The following is a 14,406-nucleotide window of genomic DNA, read 5'->3' on the forward strand; positions in this document are numbered from 1 at the left end:
AGGGCAAGATCGAGCGCTGGCACCAGACGCTCAAGAACCGCATCCTGCTCGAACATGCCTACCTGCCCGGCGAACTCGAGGCGCGTGTGGCCGCCTTCGTGGAGCACTACAACCATGTTCGGGCTCACGAGAGCCTGGGCAACCTCACCCCTGCCGACGTCTACTTCGGTCGCGGAGAGGCCATCTTGCGTGAACGGGCGCAGATCAAACGCCAGACCCTCATGGACCGCCGCTTGCGCCATCACGCGCAGGCTGCCTAACCTCTCAATCCAGATGGACCAGAGCCTCCGTTCCTGAGCTTCCCGACTCGTCTCAAATCATCTGACGACGGACACGCTTCGGGGAGCTGGTCGCAGCCATCGCCGCGGGACAAGCGTGTCAGCTTCTCGACGCGTACAGCCCGACTCATGCAAGTATCGACAACGACCATACGGACGGCCTACTTGGGTTCAGACTTGATCACGGTCCGCCAACTTCGCCAATGCTCGGCGAAGCGAGCCCGCATTTGCCTCGCCGAGACGAGCCAAACACTCCGCCTGCATGTGCTCCCACAGTGGAACGGTTTCGTCGAGACGGGCACGGCCCACCTCTGTTAGGTGAACGCGCCGGGCACGCCGATCGTCCGGATCGGGTTCGATCGTGATCAACCCACGCCGCTCGAGCAGCTTGATGTTGGCCGTGAGCGTGCTTTTATCGAGGGCAAGCTCATCGGCCAATTCACGCATCGTCGGTCCGTCAGCACAGGCGAGCACGGTGAGAAGTGTGAACTGCCAGTTCGAAAGACCGACGGCTCGGAACGCCGCGTCGAACTCGCGCCCGATCACGCGGGCGGCGCGCTGGACGGCGACGCAGATGCATGCCTGCTCGATGGCTGCAGCCGCGACGGGGGTCAGCTTGAAGGACGAGGGCACGTCGTGGTTCCAAACGGAAGCTGGTTCTAGGATATAGATCGAGCGAGCGCTCATGCGAGCCGCCGAGCCGGACCTCCAAGAAGTTTGATATCACATCATGTGCGCCGGCGCACGTGCCGCGGACGAAAATGGTTTTATATAAAACTTGTTCAACGAGCGGCGCCATTCGCCGCCTCGAATCAATCGCGGCAGAGACCCGCTCAGGCTCGACGGAGATCCAAGATGTTCATGCGCACGATGTCAGCGTTCACGGTCGCGTTTGCCTTGACCGCCACCACGCTGCCGGCCGCGGCCCAGCAGAGCCGCACCTTCACCGCCTGGGGCCACGAATTCGTCGCGCCGGAGATCGACCCCCGGGAGATCACGCCCGCCGCCCCGAACGGCGCGGGCCCTGCCCCGTTGCGCAGCAACGGTCGGACCACCGCCTACACCGCCTCTTCCGGACAGCCTGCGACCACGGCATCGACGGCTCGGAACCCGACGCGAGCCATCGACGTCCGGGGCGCCCGCTTTGAAGTTCCGGCGCGGTGATGCGTCGTACCCTCTCCTGGACGGCGAAGGTGCATCTCGTCTCCGCCGGCACAACTTCGCAATAGAAAGCTCGATTCCCATGTCCAATCACTCTCTTGTTTCCGGCCGAAGCGGCGCCTTTGTCGAAGTCGGTCCGGCTTTGACTGCGATCGAGCGGTACGGGGATCACCTGACCCGAGCGGCGCTCTACGGTTCGCTCGCCGTCATCTACGCTTGGTTCGGGGGAATGAAGTTTACAGCCTATGAAGCGGAAGGACTGGTTCCGCTGGTCGGCAACAGCCCGCTGTTGAGCTGGTTCTACAGCATCTTCAGCGTGCGTGGCTTCTCGGCTTTCCTCGGCGTGCTCGAACTCAGCATCGGCGCCCTCGTCGCCGCGCGGCTCGTCAACCCCAAGCTCTCCGCGCTCGGCGGTCTCCTGTCGGCCGGCCTCTTCGTCACGACCCTGAGCTTTATGGCGTCGACGCCCGGTGTCGCCGCGCCGGAGCTCGGCTTCCCCGCCATCTCGGTGTCGATCGGTCAGTTCCTCCTCAAGGATGTCGGCCTGCTCGCCATTTCGCTTTGGATTGCCGCCGACTCGCTCAAGGCGATCCGTCACCGTCGCGACTGATTTGTCGCCGGCCTCGGATACCGACCATTAATGAGGAGACCCACCATGCAACGCATCGCTTCCATCGACCCGGTCACGGCGACCGGTAGCGTCAAAGATCTGCTTGAGGGTGTGAGAACGCAGCTCGGTGTCGTACCGAACCTTCACAAGGTCCTCGCGCAGAGCTCGGCCGGCCTGGAAGGCGTGCTGGCCTTCTCCGGTGCTCTCGCACGGGGTACGCTCGATCCCGCGACGCGCGAGCGCATCGCGCTGGCCATTGCGAACGTCAACGGCTGCGACTACTGCAACGCCGCCCACACGGCGCTCGCCAAGCACCGCAAGCTGGATGAGGCGGAGATCGCGGCCAACCGCACAGGCCGCTCGACCGACGCCCGCGCGGATGTGGCGGTCAACTTCGCCCGCAAGATCGCGGTCACCCGCGCCGATGTCGCTGAGGACGACCTCGCGGCTTTGCGCAGGGTCGGTTACACGGACGCGCAGATCGTCGAGATCGTGCTTCATGTCGCGGTCAACGTGCTGACCAACTACGTCAACGAGGTGTTCAAGACCGAGGTCGACTTCCCGCATATCGGGCCTGCCACGCGCATCGCGGGCTGACGTCGAGCGGAGCCGGAGCCTCGGCACATGGGCTCTGGCTCCGTCGTGGGAGTGCGGATCACCGCCGTGGGGCGCATGAGCTCCGTTTCGACGCACTCTCTTTAACCGGACCGTCATTCATTTCGGCGGAGAGCGCTCCAGCCCGACGCGCTGCGTTCTCCGATCGTATGACGAGGTCCAGCTAGTGCTCTGACGCCGACAAAGCGTACACAAGGCAGCGCCGTTTTCGCATCGATAGCAGCAAGTTAACGGACAGGCACGTGGTGCGTTCGTTGGCGTCTGTGCACTAGCGGCCGTTCCGGGCGATCCACGCCCCCGCCCAAGATCGCCGGAAGACCCCGTTATGATCCAGTTCACCGTCCATACTACCGACCTCTGCTCCGGAGCTTCGAAGGTGGTGCTCGCCGACGTCGAACAGGCGCTCGGCTTCGTGCCGCGTGCGCTGAACTATGGGCGCCCGGATCGGAGGGGGGACTGCTCGTGAACACGCCGGCGATCATCGCCCTTTTGGCACAAGGCCGGGATAGCCAACCAGTCAAGCGGCCGAAGGGACGAGCAGAGTACACCGAATCCGTGGCGTTCCAGACGCGCAACGACGATGAGGCTTGGAAGCCTTGGGCCGAGCCGAACCGCGAGCACCATGACTTGACACTTCGGTTCTGCACATTCGACTGCGACATTTTGCAAGACGATAATTATCAATTTCATACTCAAAAATCACTAAGTAGCATTTACTTGGTGTGTCTAGATGAACACCCGCGGCTTCCGATCGGCGGATTTCGCACCCTGAATATCTACGTACCTGAACCGTCGCTTGGCGATATAGTCGAGTCCGGGGATTCAGTTTCGTCTGCTGCGCCAACAGGATCGATTGACCCCAGAGCCGTTCCTGACTGGCAACTTCGTCGCCTTGAAGTCGAGATGCTGGCTGAAATGCGCATGGCTCGACCTTTATCGCGTCTTCGCATCGATACGTTGGGACTGGAGGTTGCGGTCCATCTTCTTCGGCAGCACTCGTCCATGAACGGCGCAGTCCGTTGGGAATCCCTCGGTCCGCGCCGTAGCCGTTTCGATCCCGCCGTCGGAAGGGCGATCGAGTACATGGAATCGCGTTGGGCCGACGATATCAGGCTGGTGGACGTGGCTCGCGCGGCGCAGCTATCTCCACGCAAGCTCACGACTCTTGTTGCCAAGGCAACGGGTTTGCCTCCCCACCGTTGGCTCATGCGCCGTCGTATCGAACGCGCGTGCGAAATGCTGCTCGATCCGCGCCGCTCGATCACCGAGGTCGCCTTTGCGTGCGGATTCCACTCCTCGCAGCACTTCGCGACCAGGTTTCGCAAGCAGATTGGTTGTACGCCGAGTGCATATCGACGGGAGCGGCTCTCGTGAATTTTTCTGACACTCCACACCGAAGCGACGGCTGCAGCAGGATTCTCAATTTTTTCGGAGAGGACTTTGCATGCACGTCTGGATAAATTCCAGCAACGAGTATTGCATATTGCTTTAGTTAATTTGATACATTAAATAATTACTTTTGTCCCGTGATATATCGATATTGTAATTATGATATACATTAACTAGATATTTTTTGTTTTATCAATCGAAGACAATAAATGCCCCCTGCCAATAAATAAGAAAGATGAAACTTACGAGATCACGCGGCGGCAGGTTGTTCGGACCTCTTAGTGAACAGAGCGCCTGGCCCATTCGCTCAGGCTGATGGAGGTGATGCGCGGGGATCAGTCGACGAGCCCGTTGCAGGCGTCGCAGCAGAGGTCGAGGGCAATGGCGCTAGGATGATGACAACAACCGCGAGCTTCGTCGTGATGTGCCATCCAGCTTGATCGAGCAGCAGCGTGGCCTCAGCGGGCAAGGACTGGGTAACCTTTGACGTACAGCCAGTCGGTGGCTTGCGCCGGGGTGTGGCAGCCCAGACATTCCTGGCGATAGTCGAGCGTCTTGGTCTTGTCCGGGCTCCCTTTGTCGAACCATGCCCAGCCCCACCCGTCACCCCAAAGCGGATTGCCCGGGTAGCTGCCGCGATCGTCTTTCACCATCATGAACCAACCGGCTAGACCGGCGGCCCGACTCACCCGGCCGGTGGTCATGTCCTCGCTCTCGGCGTTGAACACCTCCTTCACCAAGACGGTGCCATTTTTGAACCGGCCGTTGGCTCGATACTCGTCGATCGCGCCCGGAGAGACGTAGACCGTATGCATCTCCTTCGAGCCTGGCACGGTATCGGAGGCGACAGCCCAGGTGCCGAGGAACTGGTAAGCCGCTCGATAGTCGAGAGGTAGACGCATGGTGCCGGCGACGTCGACCAGCCCAACCGACGCCCTCGGGGTTTCTGCAACGTTCGCGGACCGTACCTGTTGGGCGAGCAAGCCTGTCGCCGCGGCGAGCGTCGCTCCGCAGGTTAGAAGAAGAGTAGCCGAGGGAAGACGGCGACGGAACATATGATCCTCCACTGACAACGCCGAGCGCTTGGGCCCCTAGTTCTTGCCGACGCGCTCCAGCAAGCCACGCAGCACCGGGTAGTGCTGAATGAATACGAAATCCCGGCCGGCGTTTGCAGCATGGCAGGCATTGCAGGTCTCGACGGCCTTTACCTCGGTCGCCGAGGCGTATTGTGCCTCGGGCACGTGACCGAAGGAGAAGTAGGCCCATTGACCCGGTTCGTTCGCGAAGCGACGCGAGTCCTTCACAGCCGCCTCGAGACCGGCATACTCTGCCATGAAATAGCCTTTGCCGCTCGATTCCGTGATCGCGCCGTTTGCCGGGTCCGTCGTGCTGTTGATCTGCTGGCGCACGAGCTCCTTGACGATCACAGTACCTTCGCGGAACTCTCCCGTCCGTTTGAAGTGCTCCCAAGCAGTCGGCTCGACATAGACGATGTGAAACTCCGGGAATGGCGCCTCCGGTAGGTTGAGCCGGTTCGGCGTCAGCGGCGTGCCGATGAACGGCCACTCGCGCCAGCCGATCGGGCGCACCAGCCGGCCGTCCGGCAGGTACTCGGCGACGTACGGGGTCCGCCTGCCGTCGACCGTGTACGGCTGGGCCGGCGGACGACCGGATTCGGCCGCGGCCGCAGCCCGCTCCTGCGGCTGGTTCTGCCGGGCTGCGCCGCTTTGCTGCGGGGGTGGCGTCTGCCTAAGCTGCTCCGGGGTGCGCTCCTGCGACTGGGTCTGTCGGGGCTGCGGTTCGCCGCTCGGCTGGGGCGGCGGTACTTGCCCCGACCGCGCCGTACCGGCCGCGGGCGGCGGCGTGGTCTGCGCCTCGGAGCTCTGGATCCCGCCACAGCCGACCATCAGGGCGACAGCCCCGGCCGTCCGAAGCAGCGTCCAGCGATGACGAGACATGAAGAACATTTTCGGATCCTCCGGATTGCGGCATGGCCCGAACGGCGCGTCAGGGCGAAGCTCGACGGTTCGGCACGCGCGCGTGTTCCTGGCCGGTTGCCGGGCCAGCCCGAGATATGAGGCACACGACCAGCCCTCTGCAAGATCACGCCCGGTTCGCAGGCGACGCGTAAGGGTGCCCGCGCCGACGCGCGATTGCGTTCACGAAAAAGAGGCGACGTTCACGATCCGGAGCATGGGTCAGGTCGACGCGATCCATGCCGCAGCGCAAAGCACAACGGACGCGGTCGGCGGTATCGCGGCGACGATCGCGCAGTCGAGTGGCACGGCGCGCGCCGTCGCCGCTGCCGCCGACGACCAGGATCAGGTCGGCCAGGAGATCGCCCGTGCCATCGCGAGTGCGGCCGAGCAGACCATCGCCGGGCGCATCGGGACGATGCGAGCGGCGGCCGCCTCCAACGGGGGTCCGAGCGGGCGCGGTGCGAGCGGACGCCGGGCAGCGAATCAGGGCTCTCACATCCCGCGGAGCGCGATACCAGCCTTTCCTGAACGCGTGCGCACAGCCTGAGCGACGTGCGACGAGGCTGCAGGTTCATATGCGGCCCTCGTCCGAACCGGGTTGCGCGCGCGATCGTCAGGCGGCTCGCGCGGCCTGTTCAGTCGCCGCGATCAGCTGCCGCAGATCGGCGACCGGCAGCGGACGGCTGAACAGGTAGCCCTGCATCTCGTCGCAACCCTCATGCTGCAGGTGATCGCGCTGCGCCGCGGTCTCGACACCTTCGGCCACTGTCGTGATGCCCAGATCGGCACCGAGTCCGGCCACCGCCCGCACGATCGCCGCGCAGTGGCGGTTGACACCGAGCTCGCGCACAAAGGACTGATCGATCTTGATCTTGTCGAAGGGAAACGTCCGGAGATAGCTCAAGGAGGAGTAGCCCGTCCCGAAATCGTCCATGGCGATGCGCACGCCGAGGTTGCGCAGCCGGTGTAGGACCGCCAGGTTGGCGTCGCTGTCGGCGAGCAGCACCGACTCCGTGATCTCCAGCTCCAGTCGGCTGGGATCGAGCCCGGCGTTCGCCAGGGCCGACACGACGGCCGGGACGAGGCTCTGCTGACGGAACTGCACGGGCGAGAGATTGACCGCGACCTTGATCTCGCCCGGCCAGGTTGCCGCCTCCCGGCACGCTTCGCGCAGGACCCATTCGCCGATCGGCGCGATCAGGCCGGTCTCCTCGGCGATCGGGATGAACTCGGCCGGCGAGACGAAGCCACGCTCGGGATGGCGCCAGCGCAGCAGCGCCTCGCAGGCGTTGATGCGGTTCTCCCGCAGGTTCAGGAGCGGCTGGTAGAACAGCTCCAAGGCGCCGGTGTTCAGCGCCTCGCGCAGCTCGCGCTCCAGCGTACGACGCGCCTGGATGCGGGCGTTCATCTCCGGCTCGAAGAACCGGAACGTGCCGCGTCGCTCCGCTTTGGCCTGATACAGCGCGAGGTCGGCGTTGTTGAGCAGAAGGTCCGGCGTGGTCCCGTCGCCCGGCAGCATCGCGATACCGAGGCTCGCTCCGATCACCACCTTCTGACCGATGATGGAGAACGGCTGCGCCAAGCACTCGACCAGGCGCGCGGCGAGCTGGCCCGCAGCTTCAGGCGACGGCGCGCTCGCCTGCAGGATGGCGAACTCGTCACCGCCGAAGCGGGCGACCAAGTCCTCCTCGCGCACGCAGTGCCGGAGGCGATCCGCCACCGCGCGCAGCAGCGCGTCGCCGGCTGCGTGTCCCAGCGTGTCGTTGACTGCCTTGAACCCGTCGAGATCGAGGCAGAGCACGGCCGCCGGCTCGGCATGACGATGCTGTCGCTCGAGCGCGTCGCTCAGACGTTCGCGGAAGCAGGCACGGTTCGGCAGGTCGGTGAGCGGGTCGTGGTGTGCCATGTGAGCGATCCGCGCCTCAACGGCGCGGCGCTCCGTCACGTCCTCGGCGATCCCGAGCAGGTACTGCGGTCGCCCTTCCTCGTCGCTCACGGCGAGCTTCTTGACGTGCAGGAGGCGCGTACCGTTGCCGCGCGTCTCGAATTGACGCTCCTCGACGATCGCGTCCCGACCGCTGGCGCGAAACAGCGCCGCGTCCTGATCCAGCACGGCCCGGGCCGTCGTGTGCTGAAACAGAGCATGCGACGGCCCTCCGATCAGTTCGTCGCGCGGCACGCCGAGCAGGGCCTCGCAGGCACGGTTGACGAGCAGGAGGCGGTGATCAACCGCATCCTGCACGTAGAGCATCGCGGGGATGTTCTCGATCACCGTGTCGAGGAAGCTGCGCGTGCGGCGCAGTTCCGCCTCGGCGAGCTGGCGCTCGGTGACGTCGATGCTCGCAGCGAGCACGGCCGGCCGGCCCCGCAGCATGAGCGGACGCACGTAAGGCAGGATCTGGATCACCGATCCATCCGCCTTGCAATGACGCCAGATCCGCTCGCCATCGTAGGGCTTCGTCCGGTTCGCGAAGACGATCTGCAGTTCGGCACGGTCCGCCTCCGGTCGGATGTCGTGGGCTGTCATCGCCAGGAAGCGGTCGCGGCTGTAGCCGTAGTGCTCGACGGCGGCGGTGTTGACGTCGAGGAAGCGCAAGGATCCGGCGTCCAAGACCCACATCGGAACCGGGTTGGCCTCGAACAACATCCGGAAGGAGGCTTCGCGGGTGCGCAGCTCCGTGATGTCGACGAGGGTGACTACGAGCAGGTCGCCGAGTGGGGCTACGGCGATCTTGAGGTAGGATTCCGCATCGTCCCCGATGAATTCCAGCTCGAAATTGTCGCTTCCGCCGTTCTCGACGACACGGAACAGGCGAGCTGTGATCTCCTGCGCGTGATGACCCATGTAGACTTCGGAAAGATGCTGCCACAACAGGCTGTCCAACGACCGGCGCATCAGCTGCGCGGCGCCGGCGTTCAGGGTGACGATCTGCAGATCACACAGCTGTCCGTCCGCGTCGCGCACGGGCGCGAGGGCGAGAACCCCTTCCCGGGTCGACTGGTAGACTTGTTCGATGAGACTGGATCGGGTCTGGGGTTCGCTGACGTGGACGAGGGCGACCGGGAAGCCCCAGTGCGTGTGCAGGGGCAACGCGAGGATCTCGTGAACCTCGACGATGCCGTTCTCGACGCGGCTTGCAACCTGCCGCTCTGGCTGGCCGGTCCGGAGGGCGCGTCGCACGATTTGATCCAAGAGCCGCGCGCAGTCGCTCCGCTGGTGTCCGGCGGCATGACGGGGCGTCCCTTCGAGCCATGTAGCGACGGCTGATGCCGTTTGCAGGTGGACGAGATCTGGCCCGTCGAGGCGCACCAGCACCGTGCCATCGGCGAAACGACCGAGCGAGCCGAGAGCGATCTCTTCGTAAGGCGGCAACGCCATACCCGGCTTCCGAGCGGCATGCCAACGTTGGCTCAGGATGTGGGCAGCACTGCCCGCGAGTCCAGGCGGTCGTTGCTTGGTCTGAGGCGACATGGCGCGAAGAGCGTTCTGGCGGATGCGGGCGAATGACCGTTGGCCGAATTCGCTAAATATTTCTGAATAACCGATTGGATCGGTGACAAAAACCGCAGCGATAAGCCGGCTAGCGATATCTCTCAAGTCATGCGTGCGTGCGAAAATCCGCACCTGGAGCTCCTGAACACGGGTCTGTTACAGACATTCGACGTTTGAAACCGGAACGCGGAACATGAATCTTGATGATTTACACTCTGGATAGCCGTGCAGTCCTTGCCCGGCCTTCACAGCGTCCGAAAGCTCTTTCCCGCTCGCCCGCCCGGATCGGGACAGCGCGGCCGTCCCGATTTCCGTTCGTCGACGTCAGGCGTGGAAGGTGCATCGATCGTGCACGCCACATTCGGGGCTGCAGATCCAACCGACGGCGCTTTTCGACCGGTGCGAGGAATCGAACGGGCTCTCGATCACCTGCATGACGTTATGTGAAGGCGTCATCGCGCTGTCATGATGCACCTTCGTGATGTCTCCCCGACTTAAAAGCCGGGGCTTCCATGCCCGGACGGGCACGGCGTCTCACATCCGAGACGAGCGATATTCCGCGCGGCATTCTGGTCGCGCTCATGTTCTGATCCGCACTCGCCGCACGTCCACCGCCTGATGCTGAGACCGGCCAGCCCCGTGGGTCCACTGAGGCGCCCACAGAACGAACAGGTCCGTGTCGTGTTGGCTTCGTTCACCTCGGCGTAGGCGACCCCTGCGTGATCGCATTTGTACCGGAGCATGCCGCGTAGCGTAGACCATCCGGCGTCGAGCACGCTCTTCGCCATCCGGGTCTTCGTCATAGCCGAGGCCGACACGTCGCCGACCGTGATCTTGCGGGCGCGATCCACGAGCGCCCGAGAGAATTTGTGAAGCACATCCTTCCGCCGATTGGCGATCTTGGCGTGAATCGATTTGACCTGCCGCTTGCGCCTCTTGCGCTGCGCTTCGGCGAGCTTGGGTTCGAGGCAGCGATAGAACTGCGCCTGCTCAAGTCCTGTGCCGTCCGAGCACTTGGCGACGGACTTGAGCCCGAGATCGACGCCGATGTCATCGCGCCCGCGCCCCTGCGAACGGGGCACCTCGCACACGAGGTTGCAGTACCAACGGCCGCGCGCGTCTTGGCTGAAGTTGCCCGACTTGATCCGCCCCTCGACGGCGCGGTGCAGCCACAGGCGGAAGCGCTGGCCACGCAGGAGCACGGTTGTTCCGTCGAGGGCGATGTCTTGGTTCGTGAACGGCACCCACCCGAGCGCCCGCCTGGGCCCACGGCTCGCACGCCAGCGAAGCTTCGGACGGCGCGCAGCCTTCCGTTTTATGACGTACTGGTTGATCATCTCTTGCACGACCTGCGACGGAAGGCCGAGCAGCTTGCCACTGCCCTTGGTCAGAACGCGAAGCTGCTTCTTGGCCGCCCAGATCGGACCACGCTGTGCCGAGCGCATGCTGATCTCGTTAAAGTAGTTCCAGACCGTATTGACCGCATCGCCGAGCGCGATCAGCCGCTCGTCGCGTCCTTGACGCGGAAGCTGAAGGTCTTCAGAACCGTTTGGTCTGTAAGGGTGGTCACGCCCTTGACATAGGGCATCGAGACGGTTTGGTCTATGGAGCTTCGCACCGGGCGGCACGTCGTCTTCACCCTGCACGCCCACCTAGTGTTCACGACGAAGCGGCGGGGCAAGGTGCTGACCCGTGCGCACCTCGACCGGCTCCAAGCGATCTTCGCCAGCGTGTGTGCGGACTTCGAGGTCGAGTTGCGCGAGTTCAACGGCGAGCGGGACCACGTTCACCTGCTGGTGTTCTATCCGCCGAAGGTTCGGCTCTCGGAACTGGTCAACAGCTTGAAGGGAGTGTCGAGCCGCCTGCTGAAGAAGGAGTTCCCCGAGATCGCCTCGTTCTGGTCTGTCAGGAAGAGCCGAGGCGTGCTGTGGACACCGAGCTACTTCGCCGGGTCGGTGGGCGGCGCCCCGCTCTCGATCCTGAAGCAGTACATCGAGAACCAAGGTCGCTGATCGCGGCTGTCGCCGCGAGCGCGCCTACAACCTCTCCCTGAAAGAAGAGGGATTGGCGCGCGTTCCGCTAAGAGCGAAAGTCGAAACTCTACCCCGACACGTGGGTGAGAGCGTCGATGGCAGCTAGGATCTCGCGCCCTGGGTCCAGATCGGCGAAGGCCCGTGCCATCACACGAGCACGTTCGCGAAACCGCTGCTCCGTGAGCACCCTCTCGACGGCCCAACGCAAGGCGTCCACGGTCGGGCGGTTCGTCGCAAGATTCAAGCCGACGCCCGACCACTCGATCCGGGCTCCGACCTCGGCCTTGTCCTCGGTCAAGCCGGCGGAGACAATCGGAACGCCAGCGGCGAGAGCTTGTGAGACGCTTCCGTAGCCCCCGTTGGTTACCAGGAGATCGATTTTGGGGAGAAGCACGTCGAAAGGCAGAAAGGTGGCGACCCGGCCATTAGCCGGTATTTCACAGTGTATCTCCTCTACGGATCTCCCGCCAGTTGTTGCAACGATGAGAAGATCGTCGCGCCCCTCAAGCGCCTGGAGCGTCGGCTCAAGTAGTTCGCTGAAATCAGCGTTTGCGAGCGTGCCTTGTGTCACTAGGATGATGCTCTTGCCGCTCTCCAGATCCGGCCACCATTCCGGTACCGCGACCGCCATCGGCGTGGTCGGCAGCAGCCCGACAAAACGCAGTCCTGGAGGAAACGTACCGAAATCGTACTCGAACTCGCGGACGCTCGGCTGCAGGAATGCGTCGGGCAGTATCGCGAGCGATTGGGTCAACGAGGCTGGCAAAGGTCGCGCGCCGAGCCGGGCCAGGCGGGCGTCGGTGAGGGCGCGAACCGGTCGGACGAATGAGGCATCGAGACCCACCTTCAATGCGGCGTAGCGAGCACGCTCGATGTCGTCCCGGGCCGGGAGCAGCCCCATGCCGACCGGCGCATCGTCGGGACGGTCGAGGAACAGAAAGCTGATGTTGAGTACGATGATCGGAGGCCGGCACGTCGTCGCATCGAGAAGAAGCGGCAAGATCCCAAGAAACAGGCTGCCTGCCACGATCACATCCGGAGCCTCCGTCCGGATCGTCTCGCGCAGAACCGCGGCTTGCGTCGCCATCGGTTCGATGAAGCGGTGCTCGAATTCGTGCGTCCACCGCACCGGTCCAGGCGGCAGGTGCGGCTCCAGATAGGTCGCCGCACCCCTGTCTTCGTAAGCTGTGAGGCGCAAACCCGAAGATTCGACCTTCTGCCGAAACGAAGGATCGGTCACCACCAAGACGGTGTCGCCGCGCCTGGCCAGCAGTCGTCCCACAGCCAACAGGGGGTTGACGTGGCCCGTAAGGGGGCTGGCTGCAATCAAAACTTTCATGCCGACATCCGGCGCAATCCTCGATCAGGGTTAGTCACATTTATTTCGCGTGTGTCGCTCGGTCCGTTACCAGCGGTTCCGCAAGTATCGGCTGGCGCCTTCGCAATCGGCGTTGCGAAGTTCGGCCAAGGTGATGCGAACTCGCTCCTGCGGGGGAACCAGGAAGCCGCACCGCGTCCGTCGCTGGTCGGACGGCACGTGAAACAAGCCTTGTTCCATCGCATGTCAGGCGATCACCTCGAATGTGGCGCCTCATGCACGTGCGGCCGCCGCGCACGTCGCAACGGTGCCGCTCGCCATAGGACTGCGACCGATCTGAAATTGTCGACACGGGATATGCGGCGCAGCACCTGTTTTGGACGATAACGCACGCCAGTCCGCTTCCATGCCTGCCTTCGATCCGCAAAATCGAGCGGGAAATCGCGAAGATGGTAGGCTCGATGTCGTCGTCGCATGGGCTGCCGGTTCTCCAGGCCAGCGCGCGCTCAATCTTCGCCCGTGACATCCTGTGCGGAGTCGAAGGTCGCGTTGGATCCGGGTTCGATGGCCTTGGCCGCGTCCGCGCATCGACCGCGGTATGCGCTCGGATCGACGCCGTAGGCCGCCTTGAAGGCATGCGAGAAGTAGCTTCGACTGGTGTAGCCCACACTTGCGGCGATGACCTTCACGGGCATGGGCGACGTCGTCAGCAACTGTGCCGCGAGGCGCAGGCGGACCCGGTGCAGGTACTCGATGGGCCCCTCGCCGAAGATGGCGGAGAACCGCTCGGCGAACGCGGACCGGCTCATCCCGCAGAGTGCAGCGAGACTATCGACCGTGTGGGAGGCGCCGGGTGCGTCGAGGACCGCCGCGACGGCGCGCATGAGCCGCGGATCCCGCAGCGCCGCGAAGATTGGCGAACTGGTACCCCGCTCCTTCAGGTGAACCCGCAGCAGAATGGCGAGGCACTGCCTCATCAGCGCGCTCGTCACCTCCTGCGTGCCGAGTCCGGGCTGGACCAACTCCTCGATCATGAAGGCGAAGGCGTGCCGCAGTCGGTCGTTGCCCGACAGGTCCTCGATCAATGCGCCCTGCAGGCGGTCGAAGAGGCCGAGCGCGCCGGCGTAACTGGCCGAGATCGCGCCGCAAGCCACGAGGATGTCGCGACTGCCGTCGCCGGCCGTCAGCGCGACGAGGCCGTCGGGAAGCACCCTGAGCGCATCTCGAGCTGTAACCGTGTGCATGGCCCCGGCGAAACCGAGGGAGTGAGGAACGCCGCGCGGCGGAATCACCATGCTGTTCGGCCCGAAGGCCACGGGCTCCTGGTCGCCGACGACGATAGTCCCGGTGCCTGACAAGACATAATGGACGAGCAGGGCGTCAGCGATGCCCTGCTTCCGCAATCGCCACCCCGATTGAATCTCGCAGAATGCGAAGGCATGAACCCTCACCGTCAAAGTCGATAGTAATTTGACTAATACATGATCTGACATGTGTGCCGACCGAATCAAAGCGCAACGGATTTAAACG

General features: G+C 63.9%; 15 protein-coding genes. 8 read left to right on the forward strand and 7 right to left on the reverse strand.

Annotation, left to right across the window (positions count from 1 at the left end; all coding sequences use genetic code 11):
• Positions 1-260, forward strand: a 260-nt coding sequence (locus BM396_RS03640) for an integrase core domain-containing protein (RefSeq protein WP_139239448.1), incomplete at its 5' end; no start/stop codon positions are given.
• A 189-nt stretch (positions 261-449) separates the two neighbouring features.
• Here the strand turns inward: BM396_RS03640 and BM396_RS03645 are convergent.
• Positions 450-965 carry a MarR family winged helix-turn-helix transcriptional regulator gene (locus BM396_RS03645; protein WP_081948528.1) on the reverse strand — a complete coding sequence of 172 codons (516 nt, stop codon included), beginning with the start codon at positions 963-965 and terminating at the stop codon, positions 450-452.
• Positions 966-1,133: 168 nt separating this feature from the next.
• On the opposite strand from BM396_RS03645, the gene BM396_RS03650 reads away from it, so the two are divergent.
• From BM396_RS03650 to BM396_RS32075, 5 genes are all read left to right on the forward strand, one after another.
• Positions 1,134-1,442 carry a hypothetical protein gene (locus tag BM396_RS03650; RefSeq protein ID WP_043378310.1) on the forward strand — a complete coding sequence of 103 codons (309 nt, stop codon included), beginning with the start codon at positions 1,134-1,136 and terminating at the stop codon, positions 1,440-1,442.
• Positions 1,443-1,521: 79 nt separating this feature from the next.
• Positions 1,522-2,049 (forward strand): YkgB family protein, encoded by a 528-nt coding sequence (locus BM396_RS03655; RefSeq protein WP_043378313.1) that lies wholly within the window; start codon positions 1,522-1,524, stop codon positions 2,047-2,049.
• A 45-nt stretch (positions 2,050-2,094) separates the two neighbouring features.
• Positions 2,095-2,646: a carboxymuconolactone decarboxylase family protein gene (locus BM396_RS03660; RefSeq protein ID WP_043378316.1), complete on the forward strand. Its 552-nt coding sequence runs from the start codon at positions 2,095-2,097 to the stop codon at positions 2,644-2,646.
• A 343-nt stretch (positions 2,647-2,989) separates the two neighbouring features.
• Entirely contained in the window at positions 2,990-3,130 is a 141-nt protein-coding gene (locus BM396_RS32610; RefSeq protein ID WP_158713259.1) for a hypothetical protein, read from the forward strand.
• A complete protein-coding gene (locus tag BM396_RS32075; protein ID WP_139239449.1) occupies positions 3,127-4,038 on the forward strand; it encodes a helix-turn-helix domain-containing protein in 912 nt (303 codons plus the stop codon). Before BM396_RS32610 ends, BM396_RS32075 begins: the two co-directional genes overlap by 4 nt.
• 473 nt (positions 4,039-4,511) lie before the next feature.
• Here the strand turns inward: BM396_RS32075 and BM396_RS03670 are convergent, their stop codons facing one another.
• Together BM396_RS03670 and BM396_RS03675 are read right to left on the reverse strand one after the other, a co-directional pair.
• Positions 4,512-5,108 carry a cytochrome P460 family protein gene (locus BM396_RS03670; RefSeq protein WP_051975887.1) on the reverse strand — a complete coding sequence of 199 codons (597 nt, stop codon included), beginning with the start codon at positions 5,106-5,108 and terminating at the stop codon, positions 4,512-4,514.
• Positions 5,109-5,144: 36 nt separating this feature from the next.
• Positions 5,145-6,020 (reverse strand): cytochrome P460 family protein, encoded by an 876-nt coding sequence (locus tag BM396_RS03675; protein ID WP_051975888.1) that lies wholly within the window; start codon positions 6,018-6,020, stop codon positions 5,145-5,147.
• Positions 6,021-6,246: 226 nt separating this feature from the next.
• Between BM396_RS03675 and BM396_RS03680 the strand changes: the two genes are divergently transcribed.
• Entirely contained in the window at positions 6,247-6,579 is a 333-nt protein-coding gene (locus tag BM396_RS03680; RefSeq protein WP_043378319.1) for a hypothetical protein, read from the forward strand.
• A 66-nt stretch (positions 6,580-6,645) separates the two neighbouring features.
• On the opposite strand, the gene BM396_RS03685 is transcribed toward BM396_RS03680, so the two are convergent.
• Both BM396_RS03685 and BM396_RS03690 read right to left on the reverse strand, forming a co-directional pair.
• Positions 6,646-9,213 carry a sensor domain-containing protein gene (locus tag BM396_RS03685; RefSeq protein WP_059408426.1) on the reverse strand — a complete coding sequence of 856 codons (2,568 nt, stop codon included), beginning with the start codon at positions 9,211-9,213 and terminating at the stop codon, positions 6,646-6,648.
• A gap of 806 nt (positions 9,214-10,019) precedes the next feature.
• Complete coding sequence (locus BM396_RS03690; protein WP_308445284.1) at positions 10,020-11,177, reverse strand: RNA-guided endonuclease InsQ/TnpB family protein; 1,158 nt, start codon at positions 11,175-11,177, stop codon at positions 10,020-10,022.
• On the opposite strand from BM396_RS03690, the gene tnpA reads away from it, so the two are divergent.
• Positions 11,130-11,537 carry an IS200/IS605 family transposase gene (gene tnpA, locus BM396_RS03695; RefSeq protein WP_043378321.1) on the forward strand — a complete coding sequence of 136 codons (408 nt, stop codon included), beginning with the start codon at positions 11,130-11,132 and terminating at the stop codon, positions 11,535-11,537. The genes BM396_RS03690 and tnpA overlap by 48 nt on opposite strands.
• Before the next feature lie 88 nt (positions 11,538-11,625).
• On the opposite strand, the gene BM396_RS03700 is transcribed toward tnpA, so the two are convergent.
• The gene (locus BM396_RS03700; RefSeq protein ID WP_043378323.1) at positions 11,626-12,897 is read right to left on the reverse strand and encodes a glycosyltransferase; all 1,272 of its coding nucleotides are present in this window, start codon (positions 12,895-12,897) and stop codon (positions 11,626-11,628) included.
• A gap of 485 nt (positions 12,898-13,382) precedes the next feature.
• Positions 13,383-14,369 carry an AraC family transcriptional regulator gene (locus BM396_RS03705; RefSeq protein ID WP_043378325.1) on the reverse strand — a complete coding sequence of 329 codons (987 nt, stop codon included), beginning with the start codon at positions 14,367-14,369 and terminating at the stop codon, positions 13,383-13,385.
• Positions 14,370-14,406 lie beyond the last annotated feature (37 nt).

The sequence above is a fragment of the Methylobacterium sp. UNCCL125 genome (assembly GCF_900116795.1).
GTDB classification, from domain to species: Bacteria; Pseudomonadota; Alphaproteobacteria; order Rhizobiales; family Beijerinckiaceae; genus Methylobacterium; species Methylobacterium fujisawaense.

Excerpts from the sequence above, each read along its gene's own strand:
- BM396_RS32610 (WP_158713259.1), top strand. The coding sequence starts at position 2,990 with ATGATCCAGTTCACCGTCCATACTACCGACCTCTGCTCCGGAGCTTCG.
- BM396_RS03645 (WP_081948528.1), bottom strand. The coding sequence starts at position 965 with ATGAGCGCTCGCTCGATCTATATCCTAGAACCAGCTTCCGTTTGGAAC.
- BM396_RS03660 (WP_043378316.1), top strand. The coding sequence starts at position 2,095 with ATGCAACGCATCGCTTCCATCGACCCGGTCACGGCGACCGGTAGCGTC.
- BM396_RS03670 (WP_051975887.1), bottom strand. The coding sequence starts at position 5,108 with ATGTTCCGTCGCCGTCTTCCCTCGGCTACTCTTCTTCTAACCTGCGGA.
- BM396_RS03650 (WP_043378310.1), top strand. The coding sequence starts at position 1,134 with ATGTTCATGCGCACGATGTCAGCGTTCACGGTCGCGTTTGCCTTGACC.
- BM396_RS03655 (WP_043378313.1), top strand. The coding sequence starts at position 1,522 with ATGTCCAATCACTCTCTTGTTTCCGGCCGAAGCGGCGCCTTTGTCGAA.
- BM396_RS03675 (WP_051975888.1), bottom strand. The coding sequence starts at position 6,020 with ATGTTCTTCATGTCTCGTCATCGCTGGACGCTGCTTCGGACGGCCGGG.
- BM396_RS03700 (WP_043378323.1), bottom strand. The coding sequence starts at position 12,897 with ATGAAAGTTTTGATTGCAGCCAGCCCCCTTACGGGCCACGTCAACCCC.
- BM396_RS03705 (WP_043378325.1), bottom strand. The coding sequence starts at position 14,369 with ATGTCAGATCATGTATTAGTCAAATTACTATCGACTTTGACGGTGAGG.
- BM396_RS03680 (WP_043378319.1), top strand. The coding sequence starts at position 6,247 with ATGGGTCAGGTCGACGCGATCCATGCCGCAGCGCAAAGCACAACGGAC.
- tnpA (WP_043378321.1), top strand. The coding sequence starts at position 11,130 with ATGGAGCTTCGCACCGGGCGGCACGTCGTCTTCACCCTGCACGCCCAC.